The following is a 22,785-nucleotide window of genomic DNA, read 5'->3' on the forward strand; positions in this document are numbered from 1 at the left end:
GAGGGTCGGCTCCTGTCGTGGTCGGGTGGCGCCTTGTCCTTGTCGTGGGGCTCACTCCGTACGACGGATGGGGGTGCCGCGGATGTGACATCGGGGTGCGGCGGCGTTGTCAGTGGGTGGGTGCACGATGGGCGGATGGGACAGAGGGATGCGGCAGCGGTGAAGAAGGCTCGGCGGCCCGAGGTGCGGTTGCCCGCGCTGCGGGGGTTCGAGGGGGGTGGTCTTGAGCCCGACGGGGATTACGACGGGGTCGAGTTCCGGGACCTCGATCTCGCGGGGCAGGACGGCGGGGGAGCGCTGTTCCTGGACTGTGCGGTGACGGGGTGCGGTCTTACGGAGACGCGGCTCAGCCGGGCGCGCTTCGTGGACTCCGTTCTGACGGAGCCGCGGGGGGTCGGTACGGAGCTGGCGGAGGCCTCGCTGCGGGACGTTGAGGTGGTGGACGCGCGGCTGGGGGGCGTTCAGTTGCACGGGAGCGTGCTGGAGCGGGTCGTCGTGCGGGGCGGCAAGCTCGACTATCTGAACCTGCGGAAGGCGCGGTTGAAGGACGTCGTCTTCGAGGGCTGCGTGCTGGTGGAGCCGGACTTCGGGCAGGCGTCGCTGGAGCGGGTGGAGTTCGTGGGCTGCGTGCTGAAGGGGGCGGACTTCAGCGGGGTCCGCATGAAGGACGTCGACCTGCGGGACGCGGCGGAGGTGGACATTCTGCGGGGGATCGACTGCTTGGCGGGGGCGGTGATCAGTACGACGCAGCTGATGGATCTGGCGCCGGCGTTTGCTGCGCAGGTGGGTGTACGGGTGGACTAGCGGCCGGCTTTGGCGGGGGCGGGGCTGCTCCGGCTGTGGGGGCGGGTGCGCGCCGGTATGTCCGTCCTCGCCATCCGCCGGTGGGCGCTTGGTTGCTTCGGCGGGGGAGTGTCGCGAGCCGTGCTCCGGGCGGAAATACCGGCACACCCCCTTGCGTCTCGATGCCGACTGCGGGGGAGTCTGGGTGCGGGGCTGGTGCGTTTGTGGGGGCGGGTGCGCGCCGGTATGTCCGTCCTCGCCATCCGCTGGTGGGCGCTTGGTTACTTCGGCTCGGGAGTGCTGCGAACCGTGCTCCGGGCGGAAATACCGACACACCCCCTCGCGTCTCGATGCCGACTGCGGGCGCGTGGGAGAGCTTGTTCGTGCAGGGGTGGGTGGGAGAGCTTGTTCGGTGAGGAATTGATGCGGGGGGTGGGGCTGGGCGCCTACGCCCGGGGAAAGCGGGACTGGAGCGTCCAGATCGTGGGATTGTCCGCCAGGGACTCGTGGAGGTCGATCAGGTCCGCCAGGAGGTCCTGGAGGAAGTCCCTCGCCTCGCGGCGGAGTTCCGAGTGGGAGAAGGTCAGCGGAGGCTCCTCCGCCCGCATCCAGTCCGCCTCGATGTCCACCCACCCGAAGCGACGCGTGAACAGCATGCAGTCGCTCGACTCCGTGAAGTCGAGCTCCGCGTACTGGGGGCGCGACGCGCGACTGCCCCGCGGATCCTGGTCCACCTGCTCGACGATGTCGCACAGCGCCCAGGCGAAGTCCAGGACCGGGACCCATCCCCAGGCTGTGGACAGCTCCCGGTCCGCCTTGGTGTCCGCGAGATACACGTCCCCGCAGAACAGGTCGTGCCGCAGCGCGTGGACGTCCGCGTTGCGGTAGTCGAACTGCGGGGGGTCGGGAAAGCGGCGGGAGAGGGCGTAACCGATGTCGAGCACGTAAGAGATGGTGTCACGGGGAGGGCCACCCCTCCGCCGGTGCTCGCTACGGCAGCAGGCGTTGTTCCTTTGCCACCGCCACCGCGCCCGCCCTCGTGTCCACGCCGAGTTTGTCGTAGATGCGGCCCAGGTGGGTCTTGACCGTGGCCTCGCTGATGAAGAGGGCGCGGGCGATGTCCCGGTTGCCCAGGCCCTGGGAGAGCTGGGCGAGGATGTCCAGCTCGCGGTCGGTGAGGGTGGGCAGGGGCTTGCGCATGCGGGCCATCACGCGGGACGCGACCGGCGGGGAGAGCGTGGTGCGGCCCTGCGCAGCGGCGTGGATCGCGGCGAAGAGCTCCTCGGGGCGTTCGGCCTTCAGGAGGTAGCCCGTCGCGCCCGCCTCGATGGCCCGGGTGATGTCCGCGTCCGTGTCGTAAGTGGTGAGGACCAGCACGTGGGGTGTGGGGGTGGATGTGGGGGTGGCCGGGGTTGTGATGTGGCGTGTGGCCTCTACGCCGTCCATTCCCTCGCCCAGTTGCAGGTCCATCAGGACCACGTCCGGCGCCAGCTTCGCGGCCAGCGCGATCGCCTCCTCGCCCGTGCCCGCCTCGCCGACCACCTCGATGTCCGGCGCGCTGCCGAGCAGGGCGAGCAGTCCTGCGCGTACGACGATGTGGTCGTCGCAGACCAGGAGGCGGACCGGGGGTGCGGGGGGCGTCATGGGGTCTCCTGGGGAGAGAGCGGGATCGAGACGGAGAGCACCGTGCCCTCGCCCGGCGCCGACTCGATCGTCAGCGTGCCGCCGAGCTGCCGTGCCCTCGCGCGGATCGCGGGCAGCCCGTGGCCCCGCCGGTCGGGGGCGGGCGGCGCTTCGGAGGGCGTGAAGCCGCGGCCGTTGTCCGCGACGTCGAGTACCACCTGGTCGTCCAGGTGCGTGAGCGTCAGCGCCGCCGCGCTCGCGCCGGAGTGCTCCGTCACGTTGGCCAGGGCGCCCTGCGCGATGCGTACGAGGGCGGACTGCGTACGGTCGGGAAGCGCGGCCGGAGTGCCCTCGGAGTGGAAGCGGACCGTGAGGCCCGCGTCCTGCGTGACCCGTGCGGCCAGGGCCCGCAGTGCTTCGTCGAGGCCGCCGCCGTCGGCGAGGTCCGCCGGTGCGAGGTCGTGCACGAAGCGGCGTGCCTCGGCCAGGCCGTGCTCGGTGATCGACTCGGCCGTACGGACGTGGGTGCGGGCCCTGGCCGGGTCCGTGTCCCAGACGCGGTCGGCGGCCTGGAGCAGCATCTGCTGGCTGGACAGGCCCTGCGCGAGGGTGTCGTGGATCTCCATGGACAGGCGCTGGCGCTCGGCGAGGGTGCCTTCGCGGCGCTCGGTGGCGGCAAGTTCGCGGCGGGTGCGGATGAGGTCGTCGATCAGTTCGCGCTGGCGGGCCGCCTGGCGCTGCATGTAGGCGAAGACCGCCGTCGCGATCGCCGACACGGCGGGCGGACCGAGGATCAGGTCCGGGTCGTAGCGGCCCGCGAGCCGCAGTTGCGACGCGATGACGCAGCCGGTCAGGACCGCGACCAGGACCAGGGCGGCGCGCGGCGGCAGTGTCCGGAGCCCGGTGAAGAAGAGCGGCACCGCGCACCACCCGAAGCTCGGCGCGAGGATCACGAGGACCAGCCAGACCCCGACGACCAGGGCGAGCCAGGCCAGGCGGCGGGGGGTGGGACGGGCGCCGGACGCCGGGCCGGACGAGTAGGGCGCGGGGTGCTGTCCCCGCAGGGCGGCGGCGAGGGGCGGGACGGCGTAGAGGACGGCGAGGACCACGGAGAGCGCGATGATCCACGGGACGCGCGCGCCGCCGGGGTGGCGCAGCAGGAAGCGGGCCAGCGAGGTGGCCAGGAGCAGATAGAACGCCGCGTGCATGACGGCTGCGAGCCAGCGCGAGTCGGGGTCCGCGGAGGCTCTGCGCACGGGGGCGCCCTCGTCTTGTGCCACGGCTCTGCTCCTTCCGCCCCGCCCGCTCCTGAACTGCGCAAACAACCTCATTGTGACCCGGCGGGACCACCGGGGGGTCAACCGATCGGCTGACCCTCGTGTCCACCGAGCCGCAGGCAGGCAGCAGCCGGTACGCCGAGGGGTCGGCTCCGGATACGGCCGGAGGATTGATGGCAGAGGAAACAACCTCCCCGATCCCGACGGATTCCCTGATCCCGACGGATTCCTGACCCCGACGGATTCCCTGATCCCGACGGATTCCTGACCCCGACGGATTTCCCGATCCCGACGGATCCCGCGATCCCCGCCTTCACCCCGAGGAGCCCCCGATGCAGAAGATCTCCCGCCGCGCCCGTGTCCTGACCATCGCCGCCACCGCCGCAGTCCTCGGCGCCGGTACCTTCGGGGCCGTCTCCGCCACCGCCGGCACCCCCGACGCCGCCACCAAGGCCGCCGTCACCGCCGACGCGGGCAACAAGAACCTCACGCAGTCGACGCACCTGAACGTCGCCGCCGCGACCAAGGCCGCCCAGGCCACCCTCGACGCCGCGAAGAAGGAGAACCAGCGCGTCTCCGTCGCCGTCGTGGACCGCAACGGCAACACCATCGTCGAGCTGCGCGGCGACGGAGCGGGCCCGCAGTCCCCCGAGTCGGCCGTGAAGAAGGCGTACACCGCCGTCTCCTGGAACGCGCCCACCTCCGAGCTGACCAAGCGCCTGGAGCAGGCCCCGAACCTGAAGGACATCCCCGGCACCCTGTTCCTCGCGGGCGGTGCGCCGGTGACAGCCAAGGGCGCGCCCATCGCGGGCATCGGTGTCGCGGGCGCCCCGAGCGGCGACCTGGACGAGAAGTTCGCGAAGGCCGGCGTCGCGGCGCTCGGCCGATAAGGCCCGAGGCCACTGGCAACGCTGACGCCGCCGGCACTGCTGACGCGTTGCGCTGCCGAAGCCACCGGAAATCATCATGCTGAGGCTGTTCCCGGTCCGTACGACGACGAGGAGAACGTTCATGACAAGGACCGCCGACGACCAGTGGCTGCTCGACGCCGCACGGGCCGGGAACGCCGCAGAGGTGAGAGCCGCCCTCGACGCGGGCGGCCGGGTCGAGACCCGCGACAGCGACTTGCGCACGCCCCTGCTGCTCGCCGCACTCGGCGACCACGTCGAGGCGGCCGAGGTGCTGGTGGCCGCGGGTGCGGACGTCGACGCGCAGGATCACCGCGCCGACAGCCCCTGGCTGGCCACCGGCGTGACGGGCAGCGTCGCCATGCTGCACGTCCTGCTTCCCGCGGGGCCCGACCTGAAGCTGCGCAACCGCTTCGGCGGGATCTCCGTGATCCCCGCATCGGAGCGCGGGCACGTCGCGTACGTACGGGAAGTCCTGCGCGTCACCGACACCGACGTCGATCACGTCAACGACCTCGGCTGGACCGCCCTGCTGGAGGCCGTGATCCTCGGTGAGGGCGGCCGTGCGCACCAGGAGATCGTGGCGCTGCTTCTCGCCGCGGGGGCCACGCCCGGCCTCGCCGACCGGGACGGTCTCACGCCTCTCGCGCACGCCGAGCGCCTCGGCTTCGCGGAGATCGCCGCGCAGCTGCGGGACGCCTCGTGAAGCCCGTACGCGTGGCACGCTCGCCCCGTGTCGCACGCTCACCCCGCGTGTCCCGTGTCTCCCGCGTCGCACGCTCACCCCGCGTGTCCCGCGCGGCGCTCTCCGCCGGGGCCGCTCTCCTGGCCGCCGCGGCCCTCGCGGGCTGCGGCGGGAGCGGCTCCGCGGCTGCCGACGGCGCCGAGACCGACCGCGCGACCGCCAAGGCCACCGCCAGTGCCACCCTCCCCGCCCAGCAACGCACCCCCGAAGGCACCCTCCTGGTAGCCGACTTCGGCTCCGACACCGTCACCTTCGTGGACCCCGAACGCGGCCCCATCGAGTCCGTGAAGGTCGGCACGGCCCCCTACGGGCTGGCCGTGGGCGACGACGGCCGAGCCTGGGTCGCCACCGCCGACGCAGTGGCCGTCGTCGACACCCGCACCCGTGAGCGCGTCGACCGCATCCCGTACGAGACCGACAGCGGCCCCGCGACGACCGGCGAGTACCGCGGCGGCGGCATGGGCATCGCCCTCTCCCCGGACGGCGAGCACGCCTATGTGGGCGTCAACGTGCCGGACGGCAAGGGGACGTTGGAGGTCATCGACACCAAGAAGCGCGAGGTCACCGACACCGTCCCGGTGGGGCGGCGCCCGTTCGACGTCGACGTGTCGAAGGACGGCAACGAGGTCTACGCGACCAACCACGACTCCTTCGACGTGACGGTCGTACGCGCCGACTCGCTCGAGCCCCGCCGCATCGAAGTCGCCCCCTACGGCACCGAAGGAGGCCTCGGCTCCTGGCTCAAGCCGCACTACGCCGCCGTACGCCCCTCGGACGGCAAGCTCCTGCTCCCCTTCGAGGGCGAGAAGCTCGTCGTGCTCGACCCGCGCACCGGTAAGTCCGCGATCGAGCCGATGACGGCCAACACCCATCAGCACGGCGCGCAGGTCACGGAGGACGGGACGCTGTTCGCGGTCGGTACCGGGCCCATCGACCCCTCGGAGGACAAGGGGCCCTCGCTGACCATGCGTACCAAGGACGGCAAGGAGAAGGTCTTCCCGCTGGACGGCCCGCACGAGGACGTCGCCGTCTCCGAGGACGGCCGCACCGCCTACGTCACCGGCGGCTTCACCCGCGACGGCTTCTGGAACGGGATCACCGTCGTCGACCTGGAGAGCGGGGACACGCGGCGCCTCCCGGCGGGGGAGCGGCCGTTGGGCGTCGCGGTGCTTTAAGTCTCCGCCGGCCGGTGGGGGCTTGTCGCGCAGTTCCCCGCGCCCCTTAGGGGCGCTATGCCGCATAAGATCACACCCGTGCACCTACGATCCACGGCGCTGCGCGGCACCTCCGCCGCCGCCCTCACCGCCCTCGCCATCACCGCCTGCAGCGGCTCCGGGGTGCACGGCACGCCCGGAGCCGACGGCGTGCGCGACCCGTACTTCCCGAAGCTGGGCAACGGCGGCTATGACGTCGCGCATTACGACCTGACCCTGGGCTACGACCCCGACGCCCGTCACCTCACCGCCACCGCCGAGGTCACCGCGCGCGCCACCCAGGACCTCAGTGCCTTCAACCTCGACCTCAAGGGTCTGGACGTGAAGGGCGTGACCGTCGAGGGGAAGGACGCCAACTTCCACCGCGACGGGCAGGAACTGACGATCCGGCCCCCGGACGACCTCGACAAGGGCGAGACGTTCCGCACGGTCGTGCGCTACTCCGGCAGCCCGGAGACCATCACCGACGCGGACGACTCCGAGGAGGGCTGGCTGCGCACGGAGGAGGGCGCACTGGCGCTCGGCGAGCCGACGGGCTCGATGGCGTGGTTCCCGAGCAACAACCACCCCTCCGACAAGGCCTCGTACGACATACGGGTCACCGTCCCCAAGGGCCTGAAGGCCATCTCCAACGGGGAGTTGACCCGCGAGTCGACCAAGAACGGCCGCACCACCTTCGCCTGGCACAGCGCGGAGCCGATGGCGAGCTATCTGGCGACGGTCGCGATCGGGCCGTACGAGATGAAGAAGTCGACGACGAAGTCCGGCATCCCGGTGCTCACCGCGGTGGAACCCTCCGAGGCGAAGGCGAGCACGAAGGCGCTGAACCGCATCCCCGAGATCATGGAGTGGCAGGAGCTGAACTTCGGCCCCTACCCCTTCTCGTCGACCGGCGCGATCGTCGGCAAGGAGGGGGACGCGGGCTACGCCCTGGAGACCCAGACCCGCCCCACCTATCCCGGCGCCCCCGACACCGCCCTCGTCGTCCACGAGATGGCCCACCAGTGGTTCGGGAACTCCGTGACGCCGAAGTCCTGGCGGGACATGTGGCTCAACGAGGGCTTCGCGACGTACGCGGAGTGGCTTTGGGAGGAGGACAACGACGGCGACAGCGTGCAGGAGACCTTCGACCAGATCTACGCGGACGACTACTACGAGGATAAAGAGGACAACGACGCCATCTGGGCCTTTCCGCCCGCGAAGCCGCCGTCCGCCGGGGAGATCTCGGACAGCCCCGTGTACGAGCGGGGCGGCATGGTCATCCACAAGATCCGCCAGGCGGTCGGCGACGACACGTTCTACGACATCGTGCGGGGCTGGACGAAGACCTACCGCCACCGCAACGCGGACACCGAGGACTTCACGCGGTACGTGGAGAAGCACGCGGGCGGCGAGGCGGCGCGCAAGAAGGTGCACGCGATCTGGGGTCCGTGGCTGTACGGGGACGGTAAGCCGGAGCACCCGTAAGGCGGAGCTCCCGTATGCCGGAGCACCCGTAAGGCGGCTACAGCAGCGGCTTGCGCAGTACCGCGCAAGGGCGGCCCGCTTCGAGATCGTTGCGGTGGTCGATGGTCTCGTAACCGAGTCCGCTCCAGAAGGCGAGCCCGGCGTCGTTCCCCGCGAGCACCGCGAGGCGCACTCCGGTGCGCCCGTCCTCCCGGAAGCGCTCCTCGATCCGGCCCGCCAACTCCCGCCCGTACCCACGGCGTTGTTGCCCGGCATCCACCATGAGCAGGCCGATCCACGGGTCCGGGTCGGCGGGGTCGGGATGGCGGTCCAGCGTGATGCCGATCCCGACGGCCCGACCCTCGGACCGCGCTACGAGCACCTCCGCGCCCGGCACGGCCAGCTCGTCCGCGAGGGTGGCTGCGACCTGTTCGGGGCGGATGTCGTGCGGGTCGGGGAAGTCCCCCGAGAGGGCGTGGAAGACGTGGTTCGACGCGTACAGGGCGGTGAGCTCGGTGAGCAGCTCGCCGGGGAGCGCGCCGTCCTCGGCGGGGGCGAGCGGTTCGAGGATCATGCGGCGCAGGTTAGCCGTACTCAGGTCTCCGTCCGCAGGGACTTGAAGGCGCGGGTCTGGTCCACGATGGCCCGCTCCGTGGGGAGGCGCTCGATCGACGATGCCCCGAAGAAGCCGACGACGCCCGTGGTGCGGGACAGGACGTGGGCCGCGTCATCCGGTTCCGCGATGGGGCCGCCGTGGCACAGGACCAGGATGTCGGGGTTCACGCGTTTGGCAGCGTCGTGCATCTCCTGGACCGCCGTGGCCGCCTGGTCGAGGGTCATGGCCGTGCCCGCGCCGATGGCGCCCTTCGTCGTCAGGCCGACGTGCGGGACCAGGACGTCTGCGCCGGCCCGTGCCATGTCGGCGGCCTGGTCGGGGTCGAAGACGTACGGCGTGGTCAGGAGGTCGCGGGCGCGGGCCTCGCGGACCATGTCCACCTCCAGGCCGTACCCCATGCCCGTCTCTTCGAGGTTGGTGCGGAACGTGCCGTCGTACAGGCCGACCGTGGGGAAGTTCTGGACGCCGGTGAAGCCCATCCGCTTCAGCTCGTCCAGGAAGCGGCCCATGTCCCGGAAGGGGTCCGTGCCGCACACCCCGGCGAGGACCGGGGTGTCCTTGACCACCGGGAGCACCTCCCTGGCCATGTCCACCACGATCGCGTTCGCGTCGCCGTACGGGAGCAGGCCCGCGAGGGAGCCGCGGCCCGCCATCCGGTAGCGGCCCGAGTTGTAGATGATCAGGAGGTCCACGCCGCCCTCCTCCGCGCACTTGGCGGAGAGGCCTGTGCCCGCTCCCGCTCCGATGACCGGATTGCCCTTCGCCACCTGGGCGTTGAGGCGGGCCAGTGCTTCCTCGCGGGTGATGTGTGTCGTCATGGGGTGCTCCCGGAGCGAGTCGTGGGTGGAGTGGCGTCAGGCGTCAAGGCATCAAGGCGTCTGCTTCGGCGCCCGAGCGCCGATCAGCTCGTCCAGGCGGTCCGCCATCGCCACCGCGAACCCGGCGTCGTTGATGTGCGCGTCCACCTCGTGCAGCCGTACGCCGCTGCCCTCCACCATCGTCCGCAGCGCGTCGAGACCGGCCTCGTCCGCCGCCGCGTCCCGGAACGGGCCGCCATCGGCGTCCACCGCCGAGACCCCGCGCAGCGGCCAGAAGAACTCGACGGGGCCGCGCGCGGCGGCGAGCCGGTGGCCGAGGGTGGTGCCGAGTGCGGCCATCTCGTCGGCGGTCGTGCGCATCAGCGTGACCGTGGGGTTGTGGACGAGCAGGGTGCGGTCCCTGAAGCGGGGCGGGACCGTCGCTTCCGGGCCGAAGTTGACCATGTCGAGGGCGCCGGGAGCGACCACCTGCGGGATGCCTGCGCGGCCCGCGGCGGTGAGGCGTTCGGGGCCCGCCGAGAGGACGCCGCCGACCAGTTCGTCGGCGAGTTCGGTGGTCGTCAGGTCAAGGACGCCGTCCAGGAGGCCGTCGGACGCCAGCTTCTCCACCGCCCGGCCGCCCGCGCCCGTCGCGTGGAAGACGAGCACCTCGTAGCCGAGGTCGTCGAGGCGGGCGCGGGCCGCGTCGATCGCGGGCGTCGTCACGCCGAACATCGTCGCGGCGACCACCTTGCGGCCGCGGCCTGCCAGTTCGTCGTGGTTGCGTTCGTAGCGCCGTGCCATGCCCGATGCTGCCGCCGCCGCGTTGCCCAGGACCTGCCGGGAGACCGCGTTGATGCCGGAGATGTCCACGACGCTGTACATCAGGGTGATGTCGCTGCTTCCGACGTACGGCGACACGTCGCCGCCCGCCATCGTGCTGACCAGGACCTTCGGTACCCCGATCGGCAGCGCGCGCATCGCCTGCGCGGCGATCGACGAACCGCCGCTGCCCCCGGCGGCGAGCACCGCGTGCAGTCTGCCCCGCCGGTGCAGGTCGAGCACCACCTCGGTCACGCCGTCCGCCATCGCCGCCACGGCAGCGCCCCGCTCGCCCGCACCGCGCAGCTTCGCCAGATCGTGCCCGGCCGCGCGGGCCACGGCTTCGGCGGAGACGTCGGCGGCGGGGGTCTGGGCAGGCGGCGGCAGTATGCCGGTGTCGATGAGCAGGGTGTCGCTGCCGTACTCCCTGAGCCGCTCGCGCAGCCAGGCGTACTCCGCGCCCTTGGTGTCGAGCGTCCCGACAAGCACCACGGTCGCCATGGCCCTCACACTCCCTCAAGTGGTGGGTGATGCTGACGATCCTGCGGCCCGGGAGCCGTCACGGCAACGGCGAGGGCCCCCGGCGGAGATTCCGCCGGGGGCCCTCGGGAACTGCTAACTGAGCCGCGAACCTCAGACGTTGACGCCGAAGTCCTGCGCGATGCCGACGAGACCGGACGCGTAGCCCTGGCCGACGGCGCGGAACTTCCACTCCGCACCGCTGCGGTACAGCTCGCCGAAGACCATGGCGGTCTCGGTGGCGGCGTCCTCGCTCAGGTCATAGCGGGCGATCTCGGTGCCGCCGGCCTGGTTGACGATGCGGATGAAGGCGTTGCGCACCTGGCCGAAGTTCTGCGAGCGGTTCTCGGCGTCGTAGATCGAGACCGGGAAGACGATCTTGTCGACGTCGGCCGGGAGGCCCGCCAGGTTGACCTTGATCTGCTCGTCGTCGCCCTCGCCCTCACCCGTGACGTTGTCACCGGTGTGCTCGATGGTCTGGTCCGGCGTCACCTTGTTGTTGAAGAAGACGAAGTGGCCGTCCGAGTAGACCTTGCCCTGCGGGTTCACCGCGATGGCCGAGGCATCCAGGTCGAAGTCGGTGCCGGTGGTGGTGCGGACGTCCCAGCCGAGGCCCACGGTGACGGCGGTCAGGCCCGGAGCCTCCTTGGTGAGCGAGACGTTGCCACCCTTGGACAGGCTTACTGCCATTGTTGGGAGTCCCTTCCCTCGTTGCGTACGAACGGGCTTCGTACTGTGGACGAAGCTACCGTCACCTCTATGAACGTCGACCGGGGTCCCAGAGGTTCCAGGTCCTTTTACTTTCTTTACCAATCCCTAGCGCCCCTGGCGTCACAAGCGGGGCGCGCCGGAAATACGGGTGACGTGGACCGGACAGACGCGGGACGATAGGACCCATGTCCGGTCCCTATGTCATCCGCGGCTCAGTCTCCCTGCCCGAGGCCGAGCTCATGTGGCGTTTTTCGAGGTCCTCCGGGCCGGGCGGTCAGCACGTCAACACCAGCGACTCGCAGGTGGAGCTGCGATTCGACCTGGCCGGCACGGAGTCGCTGCCTCCGGTGTGGAAGGAGCGCGCCCTGGAGCGCCTCGCGAACCGCCTCGTGGGCGGTGTCGTCAGCGTGCGCGCCTCCGAGCACCGCTCCCAGTGGCGCAACCGCGAGATGGCGGCCACTCGCCTCGCCTCGCTGCTCGCGGAGGCGACCGCGCCCCCGCCGCGCCCCCGCCGCGCCACGAAGATCCCGCGGGGGATCAACGAGCGGCGCCTGCGCGAGAAGAAGCAGCGCAGCCAGACCAAGCGCGGCCGCTCGGGGGAGGGCTGGGGCTGAGCCCCGGTCGCAGACGGTGTGCCGGGAGCCGGGTCCCCGGTTGCAAACGGTGCGTCAGCAAAGCCCGCTCGGCATGAAACCCGGCCGGAAACTCGACGGAAAAAAGGTCCGCTCACCGGTAAAAAAGCGGGCGGACGTCAGCCCAGCTGTCGGTACTTCCCCTTGAAGTACGTCAATGGGCCCCCGTCGGCGCTCGGCAGATCAGCCGAAAGTACTCGCCCGATGACAAGGGTGTGATCACCCGCCGTAACCGTCTGTTCGGTCCGGCACTCCAGGGTCGCGAGCGCGCCGCCGATCAAAGGCGCCCCGGACTCGTCCCCCCGTACGAAGGGGATGTCCTCGAAGAGCAGCCGGTCGCTGATCCTGCCCTTCATCGCGAACCGGCCCGCGATGTGGCGCTGGCTCTCGGCGAGCACGGAGACGCCCCACAGCGGCTGCTCGGCGAGCAGGTCGTCCATCCGGGAGCCCTCACGCAGGCTGACCAGCACGAGCGGCGGGTCCAGTGACACGGAGAGGAAGGCGGTCGCGGTCATGCCCACGTCCTCGCCGACCGGCGCGTGCGGGTCGTCCGCGTCCAGCGAGGGCTCGCAGGCGGTCACCAGGACCACACCCGCGGCGAGCCGGGACATGGCGGCGCGGAATTGTTCGTTGCTCACCCCCACAGGATGCCCGCCGGGCGACGGGGTACGTGGGGAGGGGGAGGCGGGGAGAGTCGCGGGAGCGCCCTCCTGGGATGTCTTCAGTACGGGAACCACGCACCCGACGCTAGCCGGGCCCGCCCCGGCGCCACATCGGGCCGAGGGCCGAGGCCGGGCCTAGGTCCGAGGGCCGAGGAGGCCCCCGGCGGCCTCGCGGGGCGTCCGGCGGTCCAGTGGACTGGACCAACGAAGGCTTCCCATCTGTGACTTGAGTCACAGGACCCATATTTTGTTGACCCTGTGTACCGGGCAAGCTGCTCGCTGTGATTCAGTGACGGTGGCAATCAGACACTGAGAGAACTCAGGTACTGAGAGAACACTAAGGGCGCTGCGAATCCTGGAGTTGCTGTCGAGGTCTCGGGGAGAGCGAGCAATGGAGACCGAGTCGGAGCCGTACGTCCGTCTTGCGACCCTGCGGCAGCTGCATCAGGTGGTGGCGGATCTCAACACGGCCCGGAGCCTGGCGGACACGCTGCAGACCGTCGCCGACGGCGTGGTCAACGGCCTTGGCTATGAATTGGCGTGCGTGAATCTCGTGCGCCCGGACGGCGATCTCGTCGTCGCCGCCTTCGCGGGCAACACCGCCGCCGAGGCGCTCATCACGGGCCGGGTCGGCTCGCGCGAGGCCTGGGAGAAGCGGCTCGCCATGGGCGAGGCCTGGGGCGCCCTGAGATTCATCTCGTACACCGAGGGCTGGGTCCTGGACGAGGACGACGTCCCGCAGTGGTACACCGACGGCCCCGAGCCCCGCTTCGAGGACGAGTGGCACCCCGCGGACCGCCTCTTCGCCCCGATGTACGCGACGGGCGCGTCCGGCGGCGAACTGCTCGGCGTGATCTCCGTGGACCGGCCCCGCAACGGCCGCAGGCCCGGCGCCTGGGGCCGCGAGGCCCTGCAGATGTACGCATTCCAGGCCGCCATCGCGATCAGCAACGCCCGCCTGCGTGCCAACATGCAACGCGCCCTGGTCCGCCTGGAGCGCGAGCAGCAGGCGCTGCGGGCCAGCGAGGAATCCTTCCGCCAGGCCTTCGAGTACGCGCCTTCGGGCATGGCCATCGCCGAGATGGGCGGCGACCAGCACGGCCGCATCCTGCGCACGAACGACGCGCTGTGCCGCCTGCTCGGCCGCCCCGCCTCCGCGATGCGCCGCTATTCGTTCTCCGACCTGGTCCACCCCGAGGACATCGGCACGCTCCTGCGGACCTCCGCCGAGGGCGGCCGGGCCGAGCTGCGCCTGGCGCGGCGCGACGGGACGTACGTCTGGGTGTCCCTGCGCAACTCGGTCGTCGCGGACGCCGCCGACGGGCCGCGCTTCCTGCTCACCCACGTCGAGGACGTCGAGGAGCGCAAGCGCCGCGAGCTCCAGCTCGCGCACCGCGCCTCGCACGACGCCCTCACCGGCCTGCCGAACTCCGCCGAGCTGCGCTCCCGCCTCAGCGCCCGTCTCTGTCGCAGGCCGCACGCGGGCCAGCCGAGCGCGGTGGACTCGCTGGACGCGGCGTACGACGGCGTGTACGACGCGGACGGGCAGCACAGCTTCGACTACGGCTCGAACAACGCGCACAGCCTCCAGCAGAGCGGGGAAGGCTTCGACAACCACGCGCACACCGTCGCGCCGCCGGAGGGGCCGGGGGACGTGGACGACGGCACCAAGGGCCTCGCGGTGCTCTTCTGCGACCTCGACGGCTTCAAGTCGATCAACGACCGCTTCGGGCACCACACGGGTGACGCGGTTCTCATCGAGGTGGCCAGGCGGCTGACCAGCGGTGTGCGTGACGGGGACACGGTCGCCAGGCTCGGCGGCGACGAGTTCGTCGTCCTCGCCGACGGCCTTGGCCGCGCCGACGCCCAGGACCTCGCGGTGCGGCTTCGCAACGCGATCATCCCGCCGATCCGGGTGGACGGCCGTGCGGTGCGGGTGGGTGCCAGTTTCGGCATCGGATGGGCACACTGCGGGATGTCGGCGGACGAAGTGTTGCACTCCGCTGACCAGCGGATGTACGTGGAGAAACGGTCCCGTGCCAAGCAGCACAGGCGAGCCGGATGAGGCCAACGACACCCCGTGGGCTCACTCGGAGCGGGTAGGCTCCCCCGGTCAGCAATGTGAGGGAGTGACCTGGGAATGACGCCCGGCAATAACGGCGAAAACACGCCGAACCCGCCAGAGGGCGACGACGATCCGTTCGGCTATCTGTACGAAGACGGACAGGCGGCCGGCGCCACCCCGCCCAGCGGCGGGGGCGGCTACGGGTACCCGGGTCCCCGGTCCTCGTACAACCACGTGCGCGCGGTCGGCGACCGCAGGCCCAATACCTACGGTACGCAGGCCGCGCCCGCGTACGGCCAGCAGGTGCCGCAGCAGCCACAGGCCTACGGCCAGCCGAACGCGCACTACGCCGCTCCGGAGACGCAGCCCGGCGGAGCACCCGCGACGCCGCAGTACACCCCGGCGTCCCGCGGCTCCGGCGGCCGTGGCGGCGGCCCCAACACCAAGGGCCTCCTGATCGCCGCGATCGCGGTCGTCGCGGTGGTGGCCATCGGGATCGGCGCCGCGATCATCTTCGGCGGCGACGACGACAAGGGCGACGAAGCGGCGGCAGGCGGCGGCTCGACGCAGGGCGAGACGGTCAAGCCCAGCGAGAAGCCGACGAAGAAGCCCGAGAAGCCGGCGGCCGACCTCCCGAAGACGGACGCGAAGGCGCTCAAGCTGGACGGCGGCACGACCACGGCTTCGGACATAGACGGCGCGGAGTCCGAGGGCGGTGTCTACGTCGCGGGCTTCGACAAGGTCGGCGCCCAGGTGACGTGGACCGTCAACGGCATCCCCAAGTCCGGCTCGTACAGCCTCCGGGTGAACTACGGCGTCCCCGGCAAGGACTCGAACGCCACCATTCTCGTCAACGGCAAAAAGCAGACCCGGCCCCTGAACATGGAGAACTTCCGGCACGCGGACGAAGGGGACTGGGAGAAGGGCTGGACCAACACCTGGTCGGTGGTCCAGCTCACCAAGGGCACCAACGCGATCACGCTCACCTGCGCGCAGAGCGACCTGTGCGGCACGACCGGGGCGAACATCGACCAGATGTGGCTCGTGGAGGGCAGCAACGGCTGACCCCTCCACGCCGGCCCGGGGCTGCTCCCGGGGCTGCTTCAGCAGCCCCGGGCCAGCACTTACGGCGCGGTCATGCCAAGAGCCCGAGGAAGCTGGCGACCGTTGTGGACATGGCCTCGCGGGCCGGGCTCAGGTACTTGCGTGGGTCCACTCCGGAGGTGTTCTCCGCGAGGTACTCCCGGACCGCTCCCGTGAACGCCGTGTTCAGCGCCGTGCCCACGTTGATCTTCACCATGCCGGCCGCCACCGCCGCCCGGATCTCCGCGTCGGGCACGCCACTTGAGCCGTGCAGCACCAGCGGTACCGGGACGGCCTTCGTCAGGGCGGTGATCAACTCGTGGTCGAGGGACGCCGTGCGTGACGTCATCGCGTGCGAGGAGCCGACCGCCACCGCGAGGGCGTCGACGCCCGTGTCCGCTACGTAGGCCGCCGCCTCCGCCGGGTCCGTCCGTACGCCCGGAGCGTGCGCGTCCAGCGGGGCCTCGCCCTCCTTGCCGCCCACCTTGCCGAGCTCCGCCTCGATCCAGATGCCGCGCTCGTGGCCCCAACGCACGGCCTCGGCGGTCGCCTTGACGTTCTCCTCGTACGACATCTTCGACGCGTCGAACATCACCGAGCTGAACCCCTCGGGGTGCGCGGCGTGCAGCAGGTCCACGTCCATGACGTGGTCCAGGTGCAGGGAGAGCGGGGCCGATGACGCCTTCGCCACCGCCGCCGTCGCCGCCGCGATCGCGGACAGGCTGCCGCCGTGGAACTTCACCGCGTTCTCGGAGATCTGCAGGATGGCGGGGGCGCCCGCCCGCTCCGCGCCCGTGGCGATCGCCTCCGCGTGCTCCAGCGTGATCACGTTGAACGCGGCGACCCCGCGCCCCGCCGCGCGGGCGTCGGACACCAGATCGCCGGTGGATACGAGTGGCACGATGAATGTCCCCATCTTCTGGGCCGGAGCGGCCCGTTGTGCGTCGCTCACGCGCGGTGCGGCGCGTCATTACGCCGCGGTGGCCTCCCCGGTCACCGCGACCCGCGCGAGCAGGTCTTCGTAGGTCGAGGGCACGAACTCGCCCGCCACGGGGGCCGCGACGGTCGCCGCCGAGAGGGCCACGGCCCTGGCGAGGCGGTCCGGCCACGGCAGCTCCTCCACCAGGGCGGAGAGCAGGCCCGCGACCGCCGAGTCGCCGGCGCCGGTCGGGTTGCCGTGCACGCGCGTGGGCGGGGTCGCCTGCCAGGTGCCTTCGGGCGTGACGGCGCGCAAGCCCTTGGCGCCCAGGGATGCCACCACCGCGTGCGCGCCTCTGCGGCGGGCGTCGCGGGTCGCCTGGGCGGGTTCGTGGGAGCCGGTCAGCTCGGCCAGTTCGTCGGCGTTCGGCTTGATGATGTCGGGGCGTGCGCCGAGGCCGCGGCGCAGCGCCTCGCCGCTGGTGTCCAGGAGCACGGGGACCTTGGCGGCCCGCGCGGCCCGTACGAGAACCGCGTACGCGCCGACCGGGACTCCCGGCGGCAGGCTCCCGCAGAGCGCGACCGCGGCGGCGCCACGGCGGAGCAACTCCTCGTACGACTCCTGGAACGCGGACCACTCCGCGGGGGAGATCGCCGGGCCCGGTTCGTTCAGCTGCGTGGTGTCGCCGGTCGCCGCGTCGACGACGGCGAGGGTGCGGCGGGTGGCGCCGTCCACGGGCACGAGGGCGTCCGTGACGCGGGGTTCGCGCGTGAGGCGGTCGTGCAGGGTGCGGCCCGTGTCGCCGCCCGCGAAGCCGGTCACCGTCACGTCGTGGCCGAGTGCCGCAAGGACGCGGGCGACGTTCAGGCCCTTGCCGCCGGGGCGTTCGATGACCTCGGTGACGCGGTGCGAGGCGTGCGGGGTGAGGGCGGGGACGCGGTAGGTGATGTCCAGTGCGGCGTTCAGCGTGACCGTGAGAATCACTTGTCGCCCACCCCCTGGATCGCTGGAGAACGCGCTTCCTGCTGTCCTCTTACGCCGCTGATCATGCCAAAAAGAAGGCGGTTGGCCCAGAGGTCCGGGCCAACCGCCTGCTCTTCGACGCCATTTCAGCGGCCGGTGAAATCACCCTAGTTGGACCTAATTGGGCGTAACCACCCACTCGCCCTTGCGCATGACGCCCTTCAGCTCGAACTCCGCGTCCAGGACCACCAGGTCGGCGTCCTTGCCGGGTTCGAGCGAGCCGACCCTGTCGTACATCCCCAGGAGCTTGGCCGGGTTGGCCGAGATGGCCCGCACGACGTCGTCGACGGAAAGGCCGTCGACGGTCGCCGAACGCTTGAAGGCGCGGTCCATGGTGAGGGTGGAGCCCGCGATCGAGCCGCCCTCCACGAGGCGCGCGACGCTGTCCTTTACCTCGACCTCCAGCGGGCCGAGCATGTACCGGCCGTCGCCGAAGCCCGCCGCGTCCATCGCGTCCGTGATGAGCGCGGTGCGGGCCGCGCCCGCGTGGTGGAAGGCCAGCTCGAACGAGGCGGGGTGCAGATGCGTGCCGTCGTTGATCAGCTCGACCGTGATCCGCTCGTCCTCCAGGAGCGCGGCGATCGGGCCCGGCTCGCGGTGCCCGAGGCCCGGCATCGCGTTGTAGAGGTGCGTGGCGACGGTGGCGCCCGCGTCGATGGCCTCCACCGTCTGCTCGTACGACGCGTCCGTGTGGCCGATGGCCGCGATCACTCCGTGCTCGGCGAGCAGGCGCACGGAGTCGATGCCGCCCGCCAGCTCGGTGGCGAGCGTGAACATCTTGGCCTGGCCGCGGGCCGCGTCCATCAGCTTGCGCACGTCGGCGGGGTCGGGCTCGCGAAGCAGCGCCTCGCTGTGCGCGCCCTTGCGGCACGGCGAGATGAACGGCCCCTCGAAGTGGATGCCCGCGAGGTCGCCCTGCTCGGCCAGCTCGCTCAGCATCCCCGCCCGCTGGGCGAGGAAGTCCATCTCGCCGGTGACGGTCGAGGCGACGACGGTCGTGGTGCCGTGCAGGCGGTGCGTGTGGATGCCCTTGAGCACCTCGTCCACGGTGCCGGAGGTGAAGGAGGCACCGCCGCCGCCGTGGTTGTGGATGTCGACGAAGCCCGGGACCACCCAGTGGTCGGAGGGGAGGTCGACGACCTCGGCATCGGAGGGAGCGCTCCCTCCGATACGCGCACCGTCGACGATCACACGGCCGTTGGAAAGGGTCCCGGTGGGCAGGACCACCTGAGCACCGGCGAGGACCTTGCTAGCGGTCATCAGGCGGTTACCTCCGTGGATTGGGTGGGGTCGGGGGTACTGAGGAGGTCCCAGGCGAGCAGACCCGCTCCCAGGCACCCGGCGGTGTCCCCGAGGGCGGCCGGGACGACGACGGGCTGGGTCTGGAACGTGACGATGCGAGCGGTCAGGGCTGCCCGCAGGGGCGTGAACAACGTTTCCCCGGCCTCGGCGAGACCGCCACCGATGATCAGAGTGTGCGGGTCCAGGAGGGTGAGGGCGGTGATGAGGCCGTCGGCGAGCGCGTCGACCGCGTTCTGCCAGACCTCCCGCGCCCGCGGGTCGCCCGACTCCACGGCCTTCGCGCAGTCCGCGGCGTCCGCGTCCGGGTCACCGCTGGCCGCGGCCCAGGCCTCGCTCACCGCGGAGGCCGACGCGAGCCGCTCCAGACAGCCGCGCTGACCGCAGCCGCAGGGCGGGCCGCCGGGGCGCACGATGATGTGCCCGATCTCGCCCGCCGAGCCGTGGGCGCCGGGCTCGATGCCGCCGCCGATCCCGATGGCCCCGGCGATCCCCGTGCCGAGCGGCACGAAGAGGAACCGGTCGGCGCCCTTGCCCGCGCCGATCCGCCCCTCGGCGAGGCCGCCGGTGCGGACGTCGTGGCCCAGGGCCACGGGTACGCCTTCCAGCCTGTCGCTGAGCAGCTCGCGCATGGGGACGTCGCGCCAGCCGAGGTTAGAGGCGTATACGGCTATGCCGCGCTCGGTGTCGACGATTCCGGGGACCGCGACGCCGGCGGCGGCAGCGGGCTCCCCGAACTCCTTGATCCCCCGGGCGCGGAGGTCGGCGGCGAAGCCGAGGATGGACTCGACCACGGCGTCGGGCCCGCGCTCGCGGCCGGTGGCCCGCCGCGCCTCGTACAGAAGCGCGCCGTCCGCCCCGACCAGGGCGGCCTTCATTCCGGTGCCGCCCACATCGAGGGCGATGACATGTCTCACGGGGGACAGTCTCGCGCGTTGCCCGCGAGAGGTCTAGTCCACTCCGGGGGTTTCCCCCGGCCGAAGTGACCTTTCGGGGCCCGCGGCCGGAGCACGTCGTTGCGCAAGCGATACTGAGGTGGTGTAGACCTCGTGTCCTTACGCGGGGGAAAATCGCAGTTCACGTAGATCATCGAGGGTGGGAACAGCTGTGCAGCGGCGCGCGACAGGACTGACCGCGGCGATAGCCGCACTGGGCATGGCGGCGGTGCTCGCCGGCTGCGGCGGTCCCGCCGACTCCGGCGACGTCACCCTCAAGCTGGTGGCCGCCGACTACGGCGACTCGAAGGACAACAGCTCCCAGAAGTACTGGGACAAGCTCTCCGAGAAGTTCGAGGCCGCGAACCCCGGCATCAAGGTCGACGTCGAGGTCTATTCGTGGACCGACGTGGACCGCAAGGTCAAGGAAATGGTCAAGGCGGGCGACGCCCCCGACATGGCCCAGATCGGCGCCTACGCCGACTACGCCGCGCAGGACAAGCTGTACCGCACCGAAGACCTGGTCTCCATCGCCACCCAGGCCGACTTCATGGCCCCCCTCGCCGAGGCGGGCGAGGTCAAGCGCGTCCAGTACGGAATGCCGTTCGCCTCCTCCACGCGCCTGCTCTTCTACAACCAGAAGATCTTCAAGGACGCGAACCTCACCCCGCCGCAGAGCTGGACCGACCTCGCGGCCGACGCCAAGGTGCTCAAGGCGCGCGGCGTGAAGATCCCCTACGCCCTTCCGCTCGGCTCGGAAGAGGCGCAGGCCGAGACGATGCAGTGGCTGCTCAGCGGCGGCGGCGGCTACACCGACAACGTCGGCACGTACGACATCGACTCCACGCAGAACGTGAAGACCTTCACCTGGCTGAAGGACGAGCTCGTCGGCAAGGGCCTGACCGGCTCCACGGCCCCCGCCGACCTCGACCGCGCCGAGGCCTTCGCCGCGTTCACGCGCGGCGACGTGGGCATGCTCAACGGCCACCCCACGCTGATGCAGATGGCCGCGAAGAAGGGCGTGAAGTACGGCATGGTGCCGATGCCCGGCGTGAACGGCCACGCGCAGGCCACGATGGGCGTCGCCGACTGGATGATGGCCTTCAAGCAGCGCGGCAACCGCGAGGAGATCGGCAAGTTCCTCGACTTCGCCTACAGCACGAAGAACGTCCTGGACTTCTCCCGCGAGTACGACCTGCTGCCGGTGACCACCTCGGCCGCGCAGGAGATGACGGGCAACAAGAACGACAAGGCGCTCGCCGAGTTTCTCGACGAGCTGCCCACCTCGCAGCTGTACCCGGTGGGCAAGACGTCTTGGGCGCAGGTCTCCGTCGAGGTCAAGAAGTACATCGGCAAGGCCGTGGACGCGGACGGCAATCCGCAGTCGATCCTGAGCCAGATCCAGTCCAAGGCGGCGACCGAGGAGAACTCGGAATAGCGTGTCGGGCATGACGGACGGCACGGGCGGCGCGGACGACGACGCGAGGGGCGACGCGTTCCCGGACACCGGTCTCTCCGAGCGCGACCGCGCGATCCTCGCTCTTGAGCGGCGGGACTGGGTGGCCGGTCCCGGAGCCAAGGAGCGTGCCGTCCGCGAGCAGCTCGGTCTGGTGCCGGTCCGCTACTACCAGCTCCTGAACGCCCTGCTCGACGATCCCCGCGCCCTCGCGCACGATCCGGTGACCGTCAACCGGCTCCGGCGGGTCAGGGAGTCCCGGCGCGGGGAGCGTTGAGCGTAGGGTCGGGCCCATGGGTGACCCTGTGTACTCTCCCGAGCTGCCCGAGCCCGTGACGCCTGCCGGGCGCGAGGGTCTTGCCGCGCTTCTCGCGCGGCCCGGGAAGGCCGTGATCGCGCTCGACTTCGACGGCACGCTCGCCCCGATCGTGCCCGACCCCGAGCAGGCCCGCGCCCATCCCGGCGCCGTTCCCGCCCTCGCCGCGCTCGCGCCGAAGGTGTGTTCCGTCGCGGTGGTGACCGGGCGGCCCGCGGGGGTCGCGGTGCGCTACGGCGGCCTCGCGGGCGTCCCCGGTCTCGAACACCTCGTCGTGCTCGGGCATTACGGCGCCGAGCGCTGGGACGCGGTTTCTTCCACGGTCCACGCGGCCGAACCCCATCCCGGGGTGGCGGCCGTGCGGGCCGAGCTGCCGGGGTTTCTGGACGGGATCGGGGCGTGGCACGGTTCGTGGATAGAGGAGAAGGGGCGGGCGGTCGCCGTCCACACGCGGCGGGCGCGGGATCCGCAGGCGGCGTTCGAGGCACTCCGCGGGCCCCTCGGTGAGCTGGCGTCCCGCCATGGGCTCATCGTCGAACCGGGCCGCCTCGTCCTTGAGTTGCGTCCGCCGGGGATGGACAAGGGGGTTGCCCTCGCGGAGTACGTCCGTGAGGTGGGCGCGGAGGTCGTCCTCTACGCGGGGGACGACTTGGGTGACCTTCCCGCCTTCGCGGCGGTGGAGAAGCTTCGCTCGGATCAGGTGCGGGGGCTGTTGGTGTGCAGTGGCAGCTCGGAGGTCGCCGAGCTGGCGGAGCGGGCTGACCTTGTGGTGGACGGCCCCGAGGGAGTCGTGACCCTCCTGGCAACAATCGCCGCCCGCCTGCCCTGACCCAAAGGCTTAATCCCCAACCCCGCCCCTTCCCGAAAACCCGCTCGGCGCAGGGGCCTTGTGCGTACCGCAATCACCGGCTTCGCCGAGTTCGTCCTCAAACGC

Annotated in this window: 23 protein-coding genes; 11 read left to right on the plus strand and 12 right to left on the minus strand. The window is 71.3% G+C overall.

Annotation, left to right across the window (positions count from 1 at the left end; translation table 11 throughout):
- Positions 1–135 precede the first annotated feature (135 nt).
- Positions 136–804: a pentapeptide repeat-containing protein gene (locus ACWFR3_RS37130; RefSeq protein WP_453739106.1), complete on the plus strand. Its 669-nt coding sequence runs from the start codon at positions 136–138 to the stop codon at positions 802–804.
- 425 nt (positions 805–1,229) lie between these two features.
- Here ACWFR3_RS37130 and ACWFR3_RS37135 read toward each other — a convergent pair whose 3' ends face one another.
- From ACWFR3_RS37135 to ACWFR3_RS37145, 3 genes are read right to left on the minus strand one after another with little or no spacing between them, the layout of a single operon-like run.
- The gene (locus tag ACWFR3_RS37135; RefSeq protein WP_453739107.1) at positions 1,230–1,727 is read right to left on the minus strand and encodes a hypothetical protein; all 498 of its coding nucleotides are present in this window, start codon (positions 1,725–1,727) and stop codon (positions 1,230–1,232) included.
- 46 nt (positions 1,728–1,773) lie between these two features.
- Positions 1,774–2,427 (minus strand): response regulator, encoded by a 654-nt coding sequence (locus tag ACWFR3_RS37140; RefSeq protein ID WP_453739108.1) that lies wholly within the window; start codon positions 2,425–2,427, stop codon positions 1,774–1,776.
- Positions 2,424–3,737 carry a sensor histidine kinase gene (locus ACWFR3_RS37145; protein ID WP_453739109.1) on the minus strand — a complete coding sequence of 438 codons (1,314 nt, stop codon included), beginning with the start codon at positions 3,735–3,737 and terminating at the stop codon, positions 2,424–2,426. Before ACWFR3_RS37145 ends, ACWFR3_RS37140 begins: the two co-directional genes overlap by 4 nt.
- A gap of 278 nt (positions 3,738–4,015) precedes the next feature.
- On the opposite strand from ACWFR3_RS37145, the gene ACWFR3_RS37150 reads away from it, so the two are divergent.
- The 4 genes from ACWFR3_RS37150 to ACWFR3_RS37165 all read left to right on the plus strand — a co-directional run bounded on the left by ACWFR3_RS37150 (position 4,016) and on the right by ACWFR3_RS37165 (position 8,017).
- Positions 4,016–4,573 (plus strand): GlcG/HbpS family heme-binding protein, encoded by a 558-nt coding sequence (locus ACWFR3_RS37150; RefSeq protein ID WP_453739110.1) that lies wholly within the window; start codon positions 4,016–4,018, stop codon positions 4,571–4,573.
- 121 nt (positions 4,574–4,694) lie between these two features.
- The gene (locus ACWFR3_RS37155) at positions 4,695–5,297 is read left to right on the plus strand and encodes an ankyrin repeat domain-containing protein (protein ID WP_453739111.1); all 603 of its coding nucleotides are present in this window, start codon (positions 4,695–4,697) and stop codon (positions 5,295–5,297) included.
- Positions 5,298–5,380: 83 nt separating this feature from the next.
- Positions 5,381–6,511 carry a hypothetical protein gene (locus tag ACWFR3_RS37160; RefSeq protein ID WP_453739125.1) on the plus strand — a complete coding sequence of 377 codons (1,131 nt, stop codon included), beginning with the start codon at positions 5,381–5,383 and terminating at the stop codon, positions 6,509–6,511.
- Between the two features lie 57 nt (positions 6,512–6,568).
- Positions 6,569–8,017 carry a M1 family metallopeptidase gene (locus ACWFR3_RS37165; RefSeq protein ID WP_453739112.1) on the plus strand — a complete coding sequence of 483 codons (1,449 nt, stop codon included), beginning with the start codon at positions 6,569–6,571 and terminating at the stop codon, positions 8,015–8,017.
- A gap of 37 nt (positions 8,018–8,054) precedes the next feature.
- On the opposite strand, the gene ACWFR3_RS37170 is transcribed toward ACWFR3_RS37165, so the two are convergent.
- The 4 genes from ACWFR3_RS37170 to ACWFR3_RS37185 all read right to left on the minus strand — a co-directional run bounded on the left by ACWFR3_RS37170 (position 8,055) and on the right by ACWFR3_RS37185 (position 11,440).
- Positions 8,055–8,570, minus strand: coding sequence for an N-acetyltransferase family protein (locus ACWFR3_RS37170; RefSeq protein ID WP_453739113.1), 516 nt, complete (start codon positions 8,568–8,570; stop codon positions 8,055–8,057).
- A 20-nt stretch (positions 8,571–8,590) separates the two neighbouring features.
- Positions 8,591–9,430, minus strand: coding sequence for a phosphoenolpyruvate hydrolase family protein (locus ACWFR3_RS37175; RefSeq protein ID WP_453739114.1), 840 nt, complete (start codon positions 9,428–9,430; stop codon positions 8,591–8,593).
- A gap of 51 nt (positions 9,431–9,481) precedes the next feature.
- On the minus strand, positions 9,482–10,732 hold the full coding sequence (locus ACWFR3_RS37180; RefSeq protein WP_453739115.1) for a Tm-1-like ATP-binding domain-containing protein: 1,251 nt from the start codon (positions 10,730–10,732) through the stop codon (positions 9,482–9,484).
- Positions 10,733–10,864: 132 nt separating this feature from the next.
- On the minus strand, positions 10,865–11,440 hold the full coding sequence (locus ACWFR3_RS37185; RefSeq protein WP_453739116.1) for a TerD family protein: 576 nt from the start codon (positions 11,438–11,440) through the stop codon (positions 10,865–10,867).
- Positions 11,441–11,637: 197 nt separating this feature from the next.
- Between ACWFR3_RS37185 and arfB the strand changes: the two genes are divergently transcribed.
- Positions 11,638–12,075 (plus strand): alternative ribosome rescue aminoacyl-tRNA hydrolase ArfB, encoded by a 438-nt coding sequence (gene arfB, locus ACWFR3_RS37190; RefSeq protein ID WP_453739126.1) that lies wholly within the window; start codon positions 11,638–11,640, stop codon positions 12,073–12,075.
- A gap of 137 nt (positions 12,076–12,212) precedes the next feature.
- On the opposite strand, the gene ACWFR3_RS37195 is transcribed toward arfB, so the two are convergent.
- Positions 12,213–12,737, minus strand: a complete 525-nt coding sequence (locus ACWFR3_RS37195; protein ID WP_453739127.1) for a flavin reductase family protein — start codon at positions 12,735–12,737, stop codon at positions 12,213–12,215.
- 409 nt (positions 12,738–13,146) lie between these two features.
- On the opposite strand from ACWFR3_RS37195, the gene cdgB reads away from it, so the two are divergent.
- Together cdgB and ACWFR3_RS37205 are read left to right on the plus strand one after the other, a co-directional pair.
- A complete protein-coding gene (gene cdgB / locus ACWFR3_RS37200) occupies positions 13,147–14,820 on the plus strand; it encodes a diguanylate cyclase CdgB (protein ID WP_453739117.1) in 1,674 nt (557 codons plus the stop codon).
- Between the two features lie 75 nt (positions 14,821–14,895).
- Positions 14,896–15,885, plus strand: a complete 990-nt coding sequence (locus ACWFR3_RS37205) for a carbohydrate-binding protein (RefSeq protein WP_453739118.1) — start codon at positions 14,896–14,898, stop codon at positions 15,883–15,885.
- Between the two features lie 70 nt (positions 15,886–15,955).
- On the opposite strand, the gene ACWFR3_RS37210 is transcribed toward ACWFR3_RS37205, so the two are convergent.
- The 4 genes from ACWFR3_RS37210 to ACWFR3_RS37225 form a co-directional block, all read right to left on the minus strand.
- Positions 15,956–16,804, minus strand: coding sequence for a class II fructose-bisphosphate aldolase (locus ACWFR3_RS37210; protein WP_453739119.1), 849 nt, complete (start codon positions 16,802–16,804; stop codon positions 15,956–15,958).
- A gap of 69 nt (positions 16,805–16,873) precedes the next feature.
- Positions 16,874–17,806 carry a 1-phosphofructokinase family hexose kinase gene (locus ACWFR3_RS37215; RefSeq protein ID WP_453739120.1) on the minus strand — a complete coding sequence of 311 codons (933 nt, stop codon included), beginning with the start codon at positions 17,804–17,806 and terminating at the stop codon, positions 16,874–16,876.
- 156 nt (positions 17,807–17,962) lie between these two features.
- Positions 17,963–19,105: an N-acetylglucosamine-6-phosphate deacetylase gene (nagA, locus tag ACWFR3_RS37220; protein ID WP_453739121.1), complete on the minus strand. Its 1,143-nt coding sequence runs from the start codon at positions 19,103–19,105 to the stop codon at positions 17,963–17,965.
- On the minus strand, positions 19,105–20,061 hold the full coding sequence (locus ACWFR3_RS37225) for an ROK family protein (protein ID WP_453739122.1): 957 nt from the start codon (positions 20,059–20,061) through the stop codon (positions 19,105–19,107). The genes nagA and ACWFR3_RS37225 overlap by 1 nt, the downstream gene beginning before the upstream one ends.
- A gap of 190 nt (positions 20,062–20,251) precedes the next feature.
- On the opposite strand from ACWFR3_RS37225, the gene ACWFR3_RS37230 reads away from it, so the two are divergent.
- Genes ACWFR3_RS37230 through otsB form a run of 3 tightly spaced genes read left to right on the plus strand, consistent with a single transcriptional unit; the run spans position 20,252 to position 22,680 of the window.
- Positions 20,252–21,517: an extracellular solute-binding protein gene (locus tag ACWFR3_RS37230; RefSeq protein WP_453739128.1), complete on the plus strand. Its 1,266-nt coding sequence runs from the start codon at positions 20,252–20,254 to the stop codon at positions 21,515–21,517.
- Between the two features lie 10 nt (positions 21,518–21,527).
- Positions 21,528–21,812, plus strand: coding sequence for a DUF3263 domain-containing protein (locus ACWFR3_RS37235; protein ID WP_453739123.1), 285 nt, complete (start codon positions 21,528–21,530; stop codon positions 21,810–21,812).
- A 16-nt stretch (positions 21,813–21,828) separates the two neighbouring features.
- The gene (otsB, locus tag ACWFR3_RS37240) at positions 21,829–22,680 is read left to right on the plus strand and encodes a trehalose-phosphatase (RefSeq protein WP_453739124.1); all 852 of its coding nucleotides are present in this window, start codon (positions 21,829–21,831) and stop codon (positions 22,678–22,680) included.
- The last annotated feature ends 105 nt before the right edge of the window (positions 22,681–22,785 follow it).

This window comes from Streptomyces sp. NPDC055189, from assembly GCF_053606765.1.